Annotated in this window: 12 protein-coding genes; 4 read left to right on the forward strand and 8 right to left on the reverse strand. The window is 34.8% G+C overall.

Annotation, left to right across the window (positions count from 1 at the left end):
* Positions 1 to 79 precede the first annotated feature (79 nt).
* Genes DK861_RS13275 through DK861_RS18495 form a run of 4 tightly spaced genes read right to left on the reverse strand, consistent with a single transcriptional unit; the run spans position 80 to position 4,621 of the window.
* Positions 80 to 1,549, reverse strand: coding sequence for a TolC family protein (locus DK861_RS13275; RefSeq protein ID WP_109400416.1), 1,470 nt, complete (start codon positions 1,547 to 1,549; stop codon positions 80 to 82).
* Positions 1,549 to 3,402 carry an FUSC family protein gene (locus DK861_RS13280; protein WP_109400417.1) on the reverse strand — a complete coding sequence of 618 codons (1,854 nt, stop codon included), beginning with the start codon at positions 3,400 to 3,402 and terminating at the stop codon, positions 1,549 to 1,551. Before DK861_RS13280 ends, DK861_RS13275 begins: the two co-directional genes overlap by 1 nt.
* The gene (mdtN, locus tag DK861_RS13285; protein ID WP_109400418.1) at positions 3,392 to 4,432 is read right to left on the reverse strand and encodes a multidrug transporter subunit MdtN; all 1,041 of its coding nucleotides are present in this window, start codon (positions 4,430 to 4,432) and stop codon (positions 3,392 to 3,394) included. The genes DK861_RS13280 and mdtN overlap by 11 nt, the downstream gene beginning before the upstream one ends.
* Positions 4,433 to 4,435: 3 nt before the next feature.
* Positions 4,436 to 4,621, reverse strand: coding sequence for a membrane protein (locus tag DK861_RS18495; RefSeq protein WP_006536851.1), 186 nt, complete (start codon positions 4,619 to 4,621; stop codon positions 4,436 to 4,438).
* A 362-nt stretch (positions 4,622 to 4,983) separates the two neighbouring features.
* Between DK861_RS18495 and mnmH the strand changes: the two genes are divergently transcribed.
* Positions 4,984 to 6,069 carry a tRNA 2-selenouridine(34) synthase MnmH gene (gene mnmH / locus DK861_RS13295; protein WP_006536850.1) on the forward strand — a complete coding sequence of 362 codons (1,086 nt, stop codon included), beginning with the start codon at positions 4,984 to 4,986 and terminating at the stop codon, positions 6,067 to 6,069.
* Between the two features lie 86 nt (positions 6,070 to 6,155).
* On the opposite strand, the gene DK861_RS13300 is transcribed toward mnmH, so the two are convergent.
* The 3 genes from DK861_RS13300 to DK861_RS13310 all read right to left on the reverse strand — a co-directional run bounded on the left by DK861_RS13300 (position 6,156) and on the right by DK861_RS13310 (position 10,583).
* Positions 6,156 to 6,899, reverse strand: coding sequence for a DUF4184 family protein (locus tag DK861_RS13300; RefSeq protein ID WP_109400420.1), 744 nt, complete (start codon positions 6,897 to 6,899; stop codon positions 6,156 to 6,158).
* Positions 6,900 to 7,181: 282 nt separating this feature from the next.
* Complete coding sequence (locus DK861_RS13305; RefSeq protein WP_239452183.1) at positions 7,182 to 8,834, reverse strand: DUF4139 domain-containing protein; 1,653 nt, start codon at positions 8,832 to 8,834, stop codon at positions 7,182 to 7,184.
* Positions 8,835 to 9,182: 348 nt separating this feature from the next.
* Positions 9,183 to 10,583 carry an amidohydrolase gene (locus DK861_RS13310; protein WP_109400421.1) on the reverse strand — a complete coding sequence of 467 codons (1,401 nt, stop codon included), beginning with the start codon at positions 10,581 to 10,583 and terminating at the stop codon, positions 9,183 to 9,185.
* Between the two features lie 171 nt (positions 10,584 to 10,754).
* Between DK861_RS13310 and DK861_RS13315 the strand changes: the two genes are divergently transcribed.
* Positions 10,755 to 11,996, forward strand: a complete 1,242-nt coding sequence (locus tag DK861_RS13315; protein WP_109400422.1) for a TerD family protein — start codon at positions 10,755 to 10,757, stop codon at positions 11,994 to 11,996.
* A 103-nt stretch (positions 11,997 to 12,099) separates the two neighbouring features.
* Here the strand turns inward: DK861_RS13315 and DK861_RS13320 are convergent, their stop codons facing one another.
* Complete coding sequence (locus DK861_RS13320) at positions 12,100 to 12,555, reverse strand: YaiI/YqxD family protein (RefSeq protein WP_006536837.1); 456 nt, start codon at positions 12,553 to 12,555, stop codon at positions 12,100 to 12,102.
* Between the two features lie 253 nt (positions 12,556 to 12,808).
* Between DK861_RS13320 and DK861_RS13325 the strand changes: the two genes are divergently transcribed.
* Both DK861_RS13325 and DK861_RS18580 read left to right on the forward strand, forming a co-directional pair.
* On the forward strand, positions 12,809 to 14,407 hold the full coding sequence (locus DK861_RS13325) for an ABC-F family ATPase (protein WP_109400423.1): 1,599 nt from the start codon (positions 12,809 to 12,811) through the stop codon (positions 14,405 to 14,407).
* Between the two features lie 379 nt (positions 14,408 to 14,786).
* Complete coding sequence (locus DK861_RS18580; RefSeq protein WP_006536833.1) at positions 14,787 to 14,912, forward strand: hypothetical protein; 126 nt, start codon at positions 14,787 to 14,789, stop codon at positions 14,910 to 14,912.
* Positions 14,913 to 14,924: the final 12 nt, after the last annotated feature.

Raw genomic sequence — 14,924 nt, forward strand, 5'->3', positions numbered from 1 at the left:
CTTTCATCGTTGCATTAGAGGCTGGCGGCTTATTATTAACGCCACCTCTACTAAAATATCAATATATAAAACAAATAGTTTAATGTAATGCAGAATTAGGCAATGCTTTATCTATTTCGCCTAATGCAAATGCTAAATCAACAGCCGCAATTTGTGAGCCTGTATAGGCATCAATCTGAGACATTTGTGCATTTAATAATGCAATCTCTGCGGTATTAATATCGGTTACTGTTCCTAACCCATTATGATAAAATTCCACACTAGCGGTATAGGTTAACTGTGTTGTTTCTACTAAGTTTTTAGATGCTTTATTTGCCTCAAGCGCTGATTTCAGAGCATTTTCACTAATTGAAATCTCTTTTATCGCCATATCTTGGCTTTTGCGTAAATTTTCTTGTGCTAGCCTAATTTCTGACTGTGCATTTACCATTCTTGATTGACGCATTCCTCCTTCATATAATGGAATACTTACCCCAATCAGAATATTAGAAGATGATGTTCTTTGGCTAATATCAGGAAGCCCCTGAACATCAAAGCTACCTGTTCCTCCAGCAAGTGCACCAGCAAGATATACTTTAGGAAAATAGTCAGATTCGACGGAATTAGCAGCCTTGATTGCGGCTTGTTGTAATTCATATTGCGCTAAAACATCCGGACGTTGTGCAAGTGCTTTTTTTATCACATCATGAGTTAATGGTGAAATATCATCCGGAAGAAAATTATCATCGGCATAATTAATGGTTATTTTTTCAAAAGGTGAAACGCCAATAGCTGACAATAAGATTTGATATTGATCTTTTTCATGACCTTTGGCTAACACATTTTGTAATTCAACTTGTGCCACTTGTTGTTTAGCCAATGCTACATCTAATACTGTTGCTAATCCCTTGATTCGTTTTTGTTCAACAGCATATAAAATGTCTTTACTTCTCTGAAGGGCTTTTTGGGTGATATTCACCTTTTTTCGTGCCGCACCATAGCTAAAATATGCAACAGAGACATCATGAATAATTTTCTGATGCATCAGATTAAAATTAAGGTTTGTCGCTAAAGAAGCATGCTTGGCAGCATCAACTAATGCCCCTCTTTTACCAAAATCAAAAATAAGCCATCTAAATGTGAGTGCTGGAATAAAAGCGCTACTAGATGTTTTTATATCATCAACAATAGGATTTTTAGGTAAATCAATTTTCCCGTGTTGATACCCTGCGAGTGCTGTTGCTGTGATAATTGGCAAATATGTACTCTCTACCATACCAATATCAGTCGCTGATTTTTTTGCTAACTCCCATGCAATACGTGTATCTGGATTATTTTGTTGTCCTAAATCGATAAGATCGGCTAACGAATAACTAGATTTAATCGTTTTCACTTGAGTTGACGATAAATATTGCTCAGAGGGTGAGGCAATATATTTGGTATTATCATAATTAATAGGTTGTTGAGAATATTGTTTAAATGAACTGCTTGTGTCAATACAACCAACAAGTAATAGGCTTAACAGAGATGGCAGAATGTTTTTCTTATTATTAATGATTAAATTTACCATTATGATTTTTCTCTTATTAAATGTTTAAATACAAGCTCTCTTTCATTTGTTGGTAATGTTTTTATTTCATTATTAAGAATATTTATTTTAAATACATCTTTTGGCTCTTTATTGATCTCTGAATAAGAGAGCTTATCTTCAAAAATAAATTTATGAGCATAATTGTGATAGCTAATATAAGAAATTTTATTTAATGATTCCTTGAAAAAAAACATTATATTCTTATTTCTTTCTCTATCTTCTTTTTCGAAGATAAGTAAGTCTATGTTGTCTTTTGATTGTGTAATAGCTTCATTCACGGATGAAACTAAATCCAACATGTCATTTTTATTTGTTGAATATCTTAATTCAGTATAATTATCTAGAATAGAACTAATCTGTTTATATATTGTATTAATAATGCTCGTTGGCCACACTTTTGTAAAAATGATGTACATGACAATATTACCTAACAAAATTCCTAGAATACGATCAGACACTACATTCATATCAAAGCTAGGTTTAAATCCATGTAATGTTGTCAATAAAAATGCTAACCCGACTTGTACACCAGCATAAGAGATACGCTCATTACCTACAGCAACCCAAGCTGCGGGCAATAGGCAGAAAAAGATCAATACCATCAATTCAAAAATATCAGATAAATTAGGAATAATATAGAGCAGTGAAATTATGCCAATTAGCGCTCCAATTAGACAACCCGTGATCCGTAATGTTAATTTATGGACCGTTTCGCCAACAGATGTTAATGCCACAACATAACAAGTGATCATTGCAGTATGAATACCCTGCCATTTAAAATAATCATAAAAAATATAACATAGAATGGCGGCTATCGTGGTTTTAATGGCAAAGTACTTATGGTTAGGATTTGTAAACGCATCACTAAAAAAGAAAGGTGTTTTTTTCTGTACAGGTTTAGATTCTCTTTCAGTAAATAGAACTTTATTAAAAGTATTTAATAAGTGTAGTTTACTTATTTTATTTTTAGTTTGTATTTTATCTTTTATTTTTTCTATTTGATGATGCTTGAAACAGTCTAAAAGATATAAACATTTTTTAGAAAGAAGAAAACGTATAGAAGCTGGCGTTTTTTTATCAAAAGTTAATGACATAATCAATATTTGATAAGAGTTGTCAACCATATTCTCCAACCAGTGAATATCTTCTCTTCCTCGTAAATAAAATATCTTAATAAACATTAAATAGCGTTTACACTCTGTTTGTGTACTTAATAATTCACTGATATCGAGTTGACTTTCCTTTCTTCCTAAAAAGAAATCACTTGCAGTAGAAAAGCGTGTGGCGATTTTGTTTAATAGCAATTTTCTAGGACTAATTCCAAAAAAGTAATTAAATAAAATGACCAATAACATTGGAGAAACTGCCATAAGTAACGCATAAAGCAGTGCTCTTGTTGCCACATCTCCAACAGGAATATCATCAATTAAAGTCATTAAAAAGGCGATAACTAAAGCAACTAAATTACCAATATCACCAAGGCTACTTGCAGAGGCTAAATACATAAAAATGGCTGAAAACAAAGCCATAAAAAAGAATCGTAAAATAATGTTTTGTATCGTGAGATTAAAAAGTAAAAAAATAACACACACTACAATGGAACATAAAATAATAACACCAATAGATAATAATATATTTTGTACTGCATCAGCTTTGATTAAATAAATAATCAAATAGCAACTTATAGCAGATTCGGGAATTTCATATACCATCGCAATAGCAGCCATTAAGGCGCAAAGCAATGCTATGCGCCAAGTCGTCGCTAAACGAAAGTCAAAGGGTAACAAGTCTTTTTTGACTTGTTTCACTATTAGTGAGGGTTTAACAATCATCGTCATTGGCTATTATATTAACAGTTGCTGTAGCGCCAACCCGCATAAGATATTCTGGTGGATTGGTGATAGTAACTTTAACAGGAAATCGTTGTTGAACTCTAACCCAATTCAGTGATTTAGGCACATAAGGTAAGTCCCTTGGAATATTAATAAGATCAGTTGACATGATCCCCCAGCTAACTCCCTCTACTTTGCCTTTAATAGGATGTTTACTATCAATCATTGAATAGACAACCACGCAGTCACCTATTTTTATATTATTTAAATCTGTCTCTTTAAAATAAGCTGAAGCATACCAACTGTCTGAGTTAATTAAGGTAAAGACAGATTGCCCAGAAAGAATAAATTCACCAGGAGACAATACTAATCCAGCAACATAGCCATTACTTGGTGCTTTTACTTCTGTATTACTTAATTCCCATTCAGCCATTGCCAGAGAGGTTTTTAACGATTTCACTAATGCTATTTCTGAATCAGTGTTATTAATTAAGGCTTCTGAGGCGACATTTTGTTTCTGTGCCTGTTTTAATGTGACTTCTGCATCGTGTTTTAATGTTCTTGCATCATCAACTTGTTGTGCCGTCACAAATCCCTTTGCCAATAACGGCTCTAATCTATTAAGAGATTGAGTTGCTAATAACAAATTGACTTGAGCTCGTTTTATTTGCGCTTCTGCAACTTCTGAATTTGATGTTTCTGCAATAATAATGCGCTGTTTATTACTTAATGTTGCTTCAGCAATCATGAGTTGTTCTTTCGCTTGCTGAACTCTTAATGCATACATGGTGGGATCGATAGTAAACAATAAGTCCCCTTTATTGACTTTACTATTTTCTTTAACATAAATAGCGCTAATTCGTCCAGGTACAGTTGATGATATATTAATTTTGTTAGCATCAATTATTGCATCTTCGCTGAGTGGATTTAGCGCTGATAACTGAATATTCTTCCACAATAAGATGAATGTAATCGTAAAAACAATCACAGTGATTATGAGCGCCAGCTTTTTTTTGATTTTTTTATCCATAATTTAATAAGAAAAATAAAATAGAGAGATAGTTAAAGAAATTGATAACAATATCGCAAAATAAAAAATTAAAGGGAGCGGTAATTTATCATCAATACCCCAATAGATAAGTAATACACGTACTATCAAGGCTCCTAATAAGCCGATAAAGGTACATAGCATCCAATATGGAAAATAGGCGCCTAACATAGTAATAAAAGGAGAATGACCTTGAGAACAACCAGACAATAGCAATGCAATTATACTCAAGCTAATAATATGATAATATTTTCTTATTATGTCCAAGGTAATGTACCTGTCATTTTTAGATAAATTTTATTATTCGTTTAAACACTATAGTGTTTTTACTTACAGTTGTTTAATGACTTAATCAAAAACATCATATCGAATAGATGTTAGATGTTTTTCATTCATCAATCCATACATTATCTTAAATTTTTCTTATTGAAAGTGGAGTGTCGTTTTCAATATGACTGTAATCATGGGCGTTATATGATTTTAAGAGTATAGTAGCTAATCTTTCAGCCTGACTAGATATTACAATTTTTATTATGGAATCAGCGTTTTCTGCTCAAAATATTCGACATATTCTTGCTAATAACACACCTATTATTGATGTGCGTGCGCCTATTGAATTTAATCAAGGCTCTATCCCTAATGCGATCAATTTGCCTTTAATGAATGATCAAGAGCGTGCTGCTGTGGGGACTTGTTATAAACAACAAGGCTCACAAAAAGCGGTCGATTTAGGTCATCAATTGGTTAGTGGTGAAATTCGTGATAAGCGCATTGCAGCGTGGCGTGAAGCTTGTGAGCAATTTCCCAATGGTTATATTTGCTGTGCTCGAGGAGGAATGCGTTCTCATATCGTTCAGCAATGGCTTAAAGAAATAGGTATAGATTATCCATTAATTGAAGGTGGATATAAGGTAATAAGACAGACTATCATTGAAATGACAAATGAATTAGTTCAACGGCCTATTATCTTAATTGGTGGATGTACAGGTAATGGAAAAACGACTTTAGTGCATTCGCTTCCTGAAGGTATTGATCTTGAGGGTATTGCGCACCATCGAGGCTCATCTTTTGGCCGCATAGTAGAAGATCAATTTCCTCAAGCTACATTTGAAAACCACCTTGGTGTTGAAATGTTACAGAAAGCACCAAAATATACACGATGGGTACTTGAGGATGAAGGTCGCGCTATTGGTGCTAATGGATTACCTGAATGTTTACGAGTAAAAATGCTTGAGGCTTCAATAGTTGTTGTTGATGATCCCTTCGAACGACGCATAGAACGTTTGAAGGCAGAATACTTTGATCGCATGACACATGATTATCTGGAAGCGTATGGCGAAGAAAAAGGTTGGCAAGCATACAGTGATTATTTGCACCATGGTTTATTTGCTATCCGTCGCCGATTGGGATCTCAAAGAGCAATGGAATTGACCAAGTTGCTAGATAATGCCTTAGAAATACAGAAAAAAGTGTCCGACACAGAGGCACATTTTTCTTGGTTAATCCCTTTACTTAAAGAGTATTACGATCCTATGTATCGTTATCAATTAAGCAAAAAGGAAGATAAAATTATTTACCAAGGAAGTTACGAAGAAGTCATGCAGTGGTTTAAAAATTAGTAGATAGCTAAGATTTCTTGTATTAAATGCATATACCGAAGAAAAGCTCTGTAAATTTATATTACGGGGCTTTTTAGTTTACTTGGTTAAGTTTTAGTTCGATATAACCATATCCCTAAAATTATCATTAAGCTAAAGAAAAAAGGTACAGCTAAAGATAGTTCTAAGAAAATAAACCGGTTAATGTTAATTCCCTGCCCTCTATTTGAGAATTGCAAAGCTAAAGGTAAAGCACATAACCCAGACAGGAAGCCTATTCCAACTAAGCGATATAATTTAATACGGTTTTCTTTTTGTATTAGATGGTCTTGTTTACGCTGATATTGAATGTATTTCCAACACAAATAAAGTAGCCCTAATGCCGAGCCTAAATGTTGTAATAATTTATAAATAGCAATCTCTTGGCTATCTGTCATTCCTTGCAATAATTGTGCCTGTAATACAGAAAAAAATCTAACGGCAGTTCCTGTTTCATGGGTAAATGAATCCCATATAATATGTGTTATTGCGCCAATATACAGAGATAAAACAAATAGGCTCAATGTCCGAAGATTGAATTTTAGGGGATCATATAAAGGTATGGGTGATACACATTTTAATGGATTTCTGAATAAGTAATTTAAGATAAAAACGAAGATACAAAAAGGAAATGCAGTATAAAACCAGCCCAATAAACCATGTGCTGTTGTTGCTGATTGATATAAACCAAAAGAATAGAGTAAATCAGGTGAAGTGCTTCCTACAATTAATGCAGGTAAATTAAGGTATTTACCTATTCGGGACTGTTTTATCGGGAAAACAATGGAAGGATGTGAAAAAGTCCACGGCATAGAAATATCTCTACATAACAAAGTGAATAACAAAATAAGCATGAGTATATCAGCAGATGAGTTAAGTTCTATCTGATATCACTATGTTCTGATAAATTTATAAAATGCACTTTAATCGTGAAATTATGATGTTGATTTACTTGCAATTGGATCGGAAAAAATTTTGCTTAATTAGTAGGTAAAAAAATAGATAATATGATAAAAAATATAAAATTGACCTCCTTAAAATAGAAAAAGGTGCAATTGCACCCTCTTCTATTTTTACCGACCTGAAAAATGTAATTATAGCCCCATAACTTGTCTATTTTTAGGGTAAGAAAGCGTATAATTTAATGGTAAGGATTTTTCTTGTTTTGCCCCTAACGTGATACTCCACTCTATTTCACCTGTATCTTTATCAAGTACGCCGTCTTTATAATCAGCGTTCGCCACGTTAATATTATTTTCCTGGCTAAGTGGTAATTGATCATAAATTGTCACTTTAACCGGTGTGTCATAAGTATTCCTTACTTTAATGGTATAGCTTTCTTTTTGTTCTATTGTGGTGCCAATAAAGATTGGTTCTTTTCTTATTTTTTCATTATTAATGCGACTAATTTGAATGTTTTTATCTATTCCAAGCGGAATATTAAGTAATTCTGTTAATTCATTAGTATTAATATAAGTATTACCTACAAAGCTATTCATATAGTAGATATTCGCACGACCATTGAGTAAGTTTAAATTTTCCCAATCTTTTACTTCAGCTTGTAAATAGACTTCTTCAACTAATTTTGGTGTGGTTAAATAGCGATAATCTGCAGTAACTTCTTTTTGATTAATCACTAATGTATTAGACTTTGTGCTATTTTTTAAGGTGTAAGGTAACGCGATGGTATGACTTAAATTAATACCATTGTTATTTGTTGTTACATATCTTGTTACGCCTTTATTTAATTGTTTTTCATAGCTTTCCTCTCCCATTAATGCTGGGGATGGGACTACTGGAGCTGCCATCTCCATGCTCATACTTTTGCTTCTAAATTTCGTATTATCATTATAAAGAGCGAGATACCAAGGTGATAAAGTTGGTGCAGTAATATTAAGTGATGGATTAGTTGATGTTAAAACCAATTTTACTTTATCCCAATTTAGACCTGTATTTTGAATAACATCTGCTTTGTAGGTGAGTAATATCGGCTTACCCATTCCTTGGCTTCGAATATCATAAGCGGGCGACCACCCTGCATCTGGTGTTATATAAGAAATACGCATTTTACTGGTTAGATTTTTTGATGTACCTAAAGATAGAACAATTTGTGTTTTCTCTTTGGCAATAATAGGCATATCAATTTCTAATTGTCGGCTTAATTCTTCAAGTTTTTCTGTCAGTTCAGCAATTTCTTCACGTGCCATTTTTTGCTGATTTAAAATAGATGTCATTTTTTTGCTAATAAAATCAAATTTTTGTGATGATTGTTCTAATGACTGAGTTTCGCCATAACCAAAAAAAGATTGATCTTTTAGTAAGGCAATTTGTTCATCGCCCACATTAATATTGATGTTGAGCTCTTCAATTCTCTTGTTAAGATCTCTCTGCTTTTCCATCAATACGGTAATTGCAGAAGGATAACTAGGGGCAATAGGAATTTTTTTAACGTTAATTGTGTTAATAACTACATCGTCATTATCAAGGCTAATTGATAAGCTCTTAGGATCAATATTATTTGCAACATTGGATAAAACAACTTCACTTTGCCCTGCAGGCAAATTGAGCGTTGTACTATTTTCAAGCTCTGCGCCTCGTAAGAAAATAGTGGCTTGATTAAGTTTTACATCTTGATAAAGCGCTTTAGTTAGCTCTGCTGAGTTAGGTTCATTAGCCAAAGCGTTAGATGTACTAATAATTGATAATATAAAAAGTGACAGAGTGAGTTTATTAGGTTTAATCATCATTTTTATTCTATCCATAGTTGATGAACAGTGTTGTCAGGATGCTAAATAAGAATGCACTATTGCATAAGTATATTGAGATAGTATTGCATCTCTAATCATTTTTATTTTTTTCACTTAAAAATACATGGCTATTCTTATCAAATAAAAATCGTTTTTATTGAAGTGGGTGACAGCCGTGGCTAGTGGAACACCTGCATTAATTTGGTTTAGTCGAAAAAATGAGAGCCCAAGATCAGCTTTCTATTAAAATACACGAAAAGCTCAGCTAAGTAACAAATTCATTTTTGCCATAATAAAAAGGCAGTTTAAAAGCAAACTGCCTAGGATCAAGATGTTTGTTATCAATTTTTATTTAACAACTTCACCGCTGTCGATAACAGTTTTACGTACTTTATCAGAGAAATCTTGTGCCTCTTTAATAATCGCTTTCTCATCAACTGTTAATAGTTGGCGATCTTCCATTAAGATTTTTCCATCTACAATGGTGTGGCGAACATTACTGCCATTTGCACCATACACTAATGCCGCATAAGGGCTATACATAGGCACCATATTAGGTGATTTAGTATCAACAACGATAATATCTGCAAGTTTGCCTGATTCTAATGAGCCCAATTTATCTTCCATATGCAAGACTTTCGCCGAACCCATTGTCGCCAATTCTACAACAGTTAATGGTGGCATAGCAGCACGATCTTTATTCTCTAATTTATGGATCTTACCTACAAGATTGAGTTCGTTCATGGTTGTTAGCGTATTACTCGACATTGGGCCATCAGTCCCTAAACCGACACGGACACCTTTTTCTAGCATCGCGACGACAGGCGCTACACCTTTCGCTGATTTAGTATTTGCACTGATATTATGAGCGACACCAACATCATATTTTTTCAGTAAATCAATATCTTTATCATCCACCATAATTGCATGAGCCGCGATAACTTTATTATTTAACGCTCCGATATCTGCCATATATTGAACAGGGCTTTTACCTCCTGTACGTTTGGCGATTTCTTCTTTTTCACGATCAGTTTCAGCTAAGTGGATCATAACAGGAACATCAAGTTCTATTGATAATTTAGCAATTTTCTGAAGGTTTTCTGTAGTGTTTGTATAAGGAGCATGTGGAGCAAATGCAGGGGTAATACGAGGGTGATCTTTATATTCTTTAATAAAGTTTACTGCATATTGGATACCCTCTTCAGGTGTTTTTGCATCGGCAACAGGGAAATTAATCACAGATTCGCCTAATACCGCTCGATTCCCCATTTTATCAACCGTTTTGGCGACTTCATCTTCAAAATAATACATATCAACGTAAGTTGTTACGCCACCTTTTACCATTTCGATATTTGCTAGATCAGCACCCACTCTGACCATTTCACGAGAAACCATTTTGCTTTCAAGTGGGAAAATATAACGATGAAGTCGATCTGGCACATCATCGGCTAATGAACGAAATACAGTCATTGATCCGTGAGTATGGGTGTTAATTAAACCTGGCATTACAATATCACCATCTACATCTAATACTTTATTAGCTTGATATTCTTTGGAAAGCTCAGGGCCACCAACGGCAATAATTTTATTTTCTTTTACGACAACAGTACCCTGTTCAATGATTTTATTTTGCTGATCCATAGTCAGAACTGTGCCGTCAACTATCATCAAATCAGCTTGTTTTGTCGCGTAACTAGAAAATGAGATCGCCATTACAGCCAAAGCAAGCATAGATTTAGAAAATGACATCATTACCTCTCGTCTTGATGGGAAAATTTCCTTAAGATTATAAATAAATTCATTGGCTTTTGATATCAATTGAAAGTGAATGTGATCACCGAATAAATAATTAATTAAGATTATCATTACATTGTGGCTTAAATTTTTTGCAGTTAGTCTTAACAATCAAGGAGCGGTATTATGAGTAAAACGTTGCAACCTGGTGAAAATACATCACTTAACGAAAATAAAGGACAAGTTAAAGTTTCTCATGCTGTAGGCGATAATCTTGATATTAATCTGACTGCATTTTTAGTAACAGGATCAGGAAAAGTCGTTAATGACGAGGATATGGTTTTCTTCAATGCGCCTCATCATGCCTCTGGTGCTGCTTCATTTATTTCACCGATAACCCAAGGCTCAACAGTTATTCATAGTATTGATTTTGATTTTTCTCGTTTACCTTCAAATATTACTAAAATAGCCATCACATTAACGCAAGATGGCAGTGCTGGCGGTTTTGCTGTTGTTCAGCAGTTAAAAGCACACGTGTTGCTAAATAATGAAGTTATTGAGTTAGCCCCAAGCCAGTTTTCACAAGAGACAGGTATTATCGTTTTAGAGCTTTATGTTAGAAATGATCAAAATAAAGTTCGTTCTGTTTGGCAAGGTTTTGCTTCTGGGCTTGCTGGTTTATGTAACCTTTATGGTGTTGAAGTTGAAGAGCCTGCCCCCGTTATTGCACCTGTGTCAACACCACCTGTTAATATACAAAAAAGTGTGGTGAAACTGACAAAACCAGATAGTAGCCACCGTGTTTCTTTACTAAAAGGGAGTGATGCACCTAAGCGCATTTTAGTCAGTGCAACGTGGATAGATAATGGTGATGGTAAGGATAACGATGATTTAGATCTTCGTGTGGGTATTTTGCGCCCTAATGGTCAAATGTCTATTATTCAAGCTCCAGATAAAAGTGGTGCTTTTCATTCAGATCCTTTTGTTTTCCATACTGGTGATGTGGTCAGTGTTAGTCAAGATCAGCCCGGCTGTGAAACAGTTGAAATAAACCCTGCTATTTCTCAATTAATGGGCGGAAAAGTGGCATTAGTTTGTAGTGTTTACTCTGCTATTAGTAATGGTTGTGTTTCTGTTGCTTCATTAAAACCAACAATGCGCATGGAGTATGGTAATCAAATCGTTGAGTGCTCTTGTGAATACAAAAAAGGCTTTTTCAATAATATGATTTACACCTATGTCATTGGTATTATTGAAATCGATCAAGACAGTATTACGTTAAAACCTTCAGGGGTGACATCAAGAGCAGGCAGTGAAGCCACTCCTTGGTTAACTCGTATTGGTGATGAGCTTAAATTAACGATGGATGGCCCTCATATTTTTAAAGGGAAGAAACCGAGTATTTTAGGTACAAAGCGTTATGTCTGAGCTCATTCTAAAAAAGAATTAAGATAAAGTTTATCTTAAGGAAGAACGGGCAATAATGACTATGCCCGTTTGTCGTTTATTTAACGCGTTTAGTTCTGAGTAATTAAGCGTGTTTCTTTTGTTGCAAAAGCCATTTATCCAATTCATTCGCAAAAAGTTGGCGATCACGTTGACTTAAACTTGCAGGCCCGCCAGTTTGGATACCACTTGCTCTCATTGTATCCATAAAATCACGTATATTTAAACGTTCTCGAATAGTTGCTTCAGTATAACGTTCACCTCTAGGATTCAGAGCTACTGCGCCCTTTTCTATGACTTCGGCTGCTAATGGAATATCAGCGGTAATAACCAAATCATCTTTATTAGTACGGCGGACAATTTCATTATCAGCTACATCAAACCCCGCAGAAACTTGTAATGTACGTAAGAAAGGCGATGCGGGTACGGTTAATCGTTGATTAGCAACAAAAGTAATAATCACTTTTTCTCTGTCGGCTGCTCGATATAACACTTCTTTGATTACTTTTGGACATGCATCAGCATCAACCCATATAGGCATAACAACACTCTCTTTGTTATTTAGTATTAAAATAGTCTGTATTTATGGCACTTAAAATAACATATTAATTGTGACTAATTGATTGAAACTTTAATCTTTCTCGTTTTTCTAATATTTCACTTAAAGATGAATTTTTCTCTTATGGCAATAATTTCTTAATAGACATTCGTCGCTTTACTGTCTTAATAGGGGGAACTTGTGGCATAATGCCGCCCCATTACCTTTTGTCATTCACTAATAATGAGTATTCGTCTTGTTAATCAGCAATAATATCACTATGCAGTTTGGCTCAAAGCCACTGTTTGAAAACATTTCTGTCAAATTCGGTGGCGGAAATCGCTATGGTTTAATCGGTGCCAATGGTAGCGGTAAATCAACCTTTATGAAAATTTTAGGTGGTGATTTAGTGCCAACTAGTGGCAACGTATTCCTCGATCCTAATGAACGTCTTGGTAAACTAAAACAAGACCAGTTTGCTTATGAAGAATTTACTGTGCTTGATACGGTAATTATGGGTCACACTGAACTTTGGGAAGTTAAGCAAGAGCGTGAACGCATCTATAGCTTACCTGAAATGAGTGAAGAAGACGGTTTACGTGTTGCCGATCTTGAAGTCAAATTTGGTGAAATGGATGGTTATACCGTTGAATCTCGTGCTGGCGAATTATTGCTAAACGTAGGTATTCCATTAGAACAACATAATGGTCCTATGAGTGAAGTGGCTCCAGGTTGGAAATTGCGGGTGTTACTTGCACAAGCCTTGTTTGCTGATCCTGATATTTTGTTACTCGACGAACCGACGAATAACTTGGATATTGATACCATTCGTTGGCTTGAGCAAACGCTAAATGAACGTAACAGTACCATGATCATTATTTCCCATGACCGTCATTTTCTAAATATGGTATGTACGCACATGGCTGACTTAGACTATGGTGCACTTGCTGTTCATCCAGGTAACTATGATGAATATATGTTTGCTGCAACCCAAGCGCGTGAACGCTTATTAGCGGACAATGCGAAGAAAAAAGCACAAATTAGTGAATTACAATCTTTCGTAAGTCGCTTTAGTGCTAATGCCTCTAAATCACGCCAAGCGACCTCTCGTGCAAAACAAATTGAGAAAATTCAATTAGCTGAAGTTAAAGCATCTAGTCGTCAAAACCCATTCATTCGCTTTGAACAAGAGAAAAAATTATTCCGTAATGCGCTTGAAGTAGAAAATATCTCTAAAAGTTATGATGATAATGCCCCACTGTTTAAAAACGTCAATATGATGCTTGAAGTGGGTGAAAAAGTGGCTATTTTAGGTAATAACGGTGTAGGTAAATCGACGATGATCAAAACATTAGTCGGTGAATTAACACCAGATACAGGCCGTTTAAAATGGTCTGAAAACTCAAATATTGGTTATTATGCACAAGATCACGCTACTGATTTTGAAGTAGATATGACAGTGTTTGATTGGATGAGCTTATGGATGAAACCAGAAGATGACGAGCAATCTGTACGCAGCGTGTTAGGTCGTTTACTGTTCTCTCAAGATGACTTGAAAAAATCAGTTCAAGTGTTATCTGGTGGTGAAAAAGGCAGAATGTTATTTGGTAAGCTGATGATGCAAAAACCAAACATTCTGATTATGGATGAACCAACCAACCACTTGGATATGGAATCTATCGAATCACTGAATATGGCATTAGAGCTTTATCAAGGTACTCTGATTTTTGTTTCTCATGACCGTGAATTCGTGAGCTCATTGGCAAATCGTATTATTGAAATTACACCTGAAAAAGTAACTAATTTCCAAGGTACTTATGATGAGTTCCTTGCGAAAAAAGGCATTACACTTTAATTTCATAATAAATTAGAGCAATAAATAAATGAGGCTTGATACTCTTTATCAAGCTTTTTTTATTGTTATCAAAAAGATCACAATAATTTTGCCCTACTATTTTTTCAATAAAACACTATAACGGTGCACCCGAACATAATGATTATCCTGCAGGATTAATGGATGGTGATTTTAACGCCATTGTGGCCAACGCACTTTAATGCGCGCTCGAGCTTAGTATTTACAGCAGGTAGCAGGAATGCGAACTTTATGTTTAACCCATCATGCGTAGCATAGCAGCACTTCTGTCGGAGGAAGGCGGACTTGAATTGATATAAACAATTAATTAACCCCAAAAATTATCATTTATAGATATTTTTGCATAAATTAATTTACCTCAATGGGGTGGGCTGATTGGCTTGGGCAAATATTTATTTATCCCACTCAAATTGCAGCAGGAACGTTGGTGGCGATTTTAGGTGGTAGCTATTTCCTTTGTTTAATGTTGTTAAATCGTAGCCGTTGATTTAAAAAGCCT

It is taken from the genome of Proteus sp. TJ1640 (assembly GCF_003144445.1).
Classification (GTDB): Bacteria; Pseudomonadota; Gammaproteobacteria; order Enterobacterales; family Enterobacteriaceae; genus Proteus; species Proteus penneri.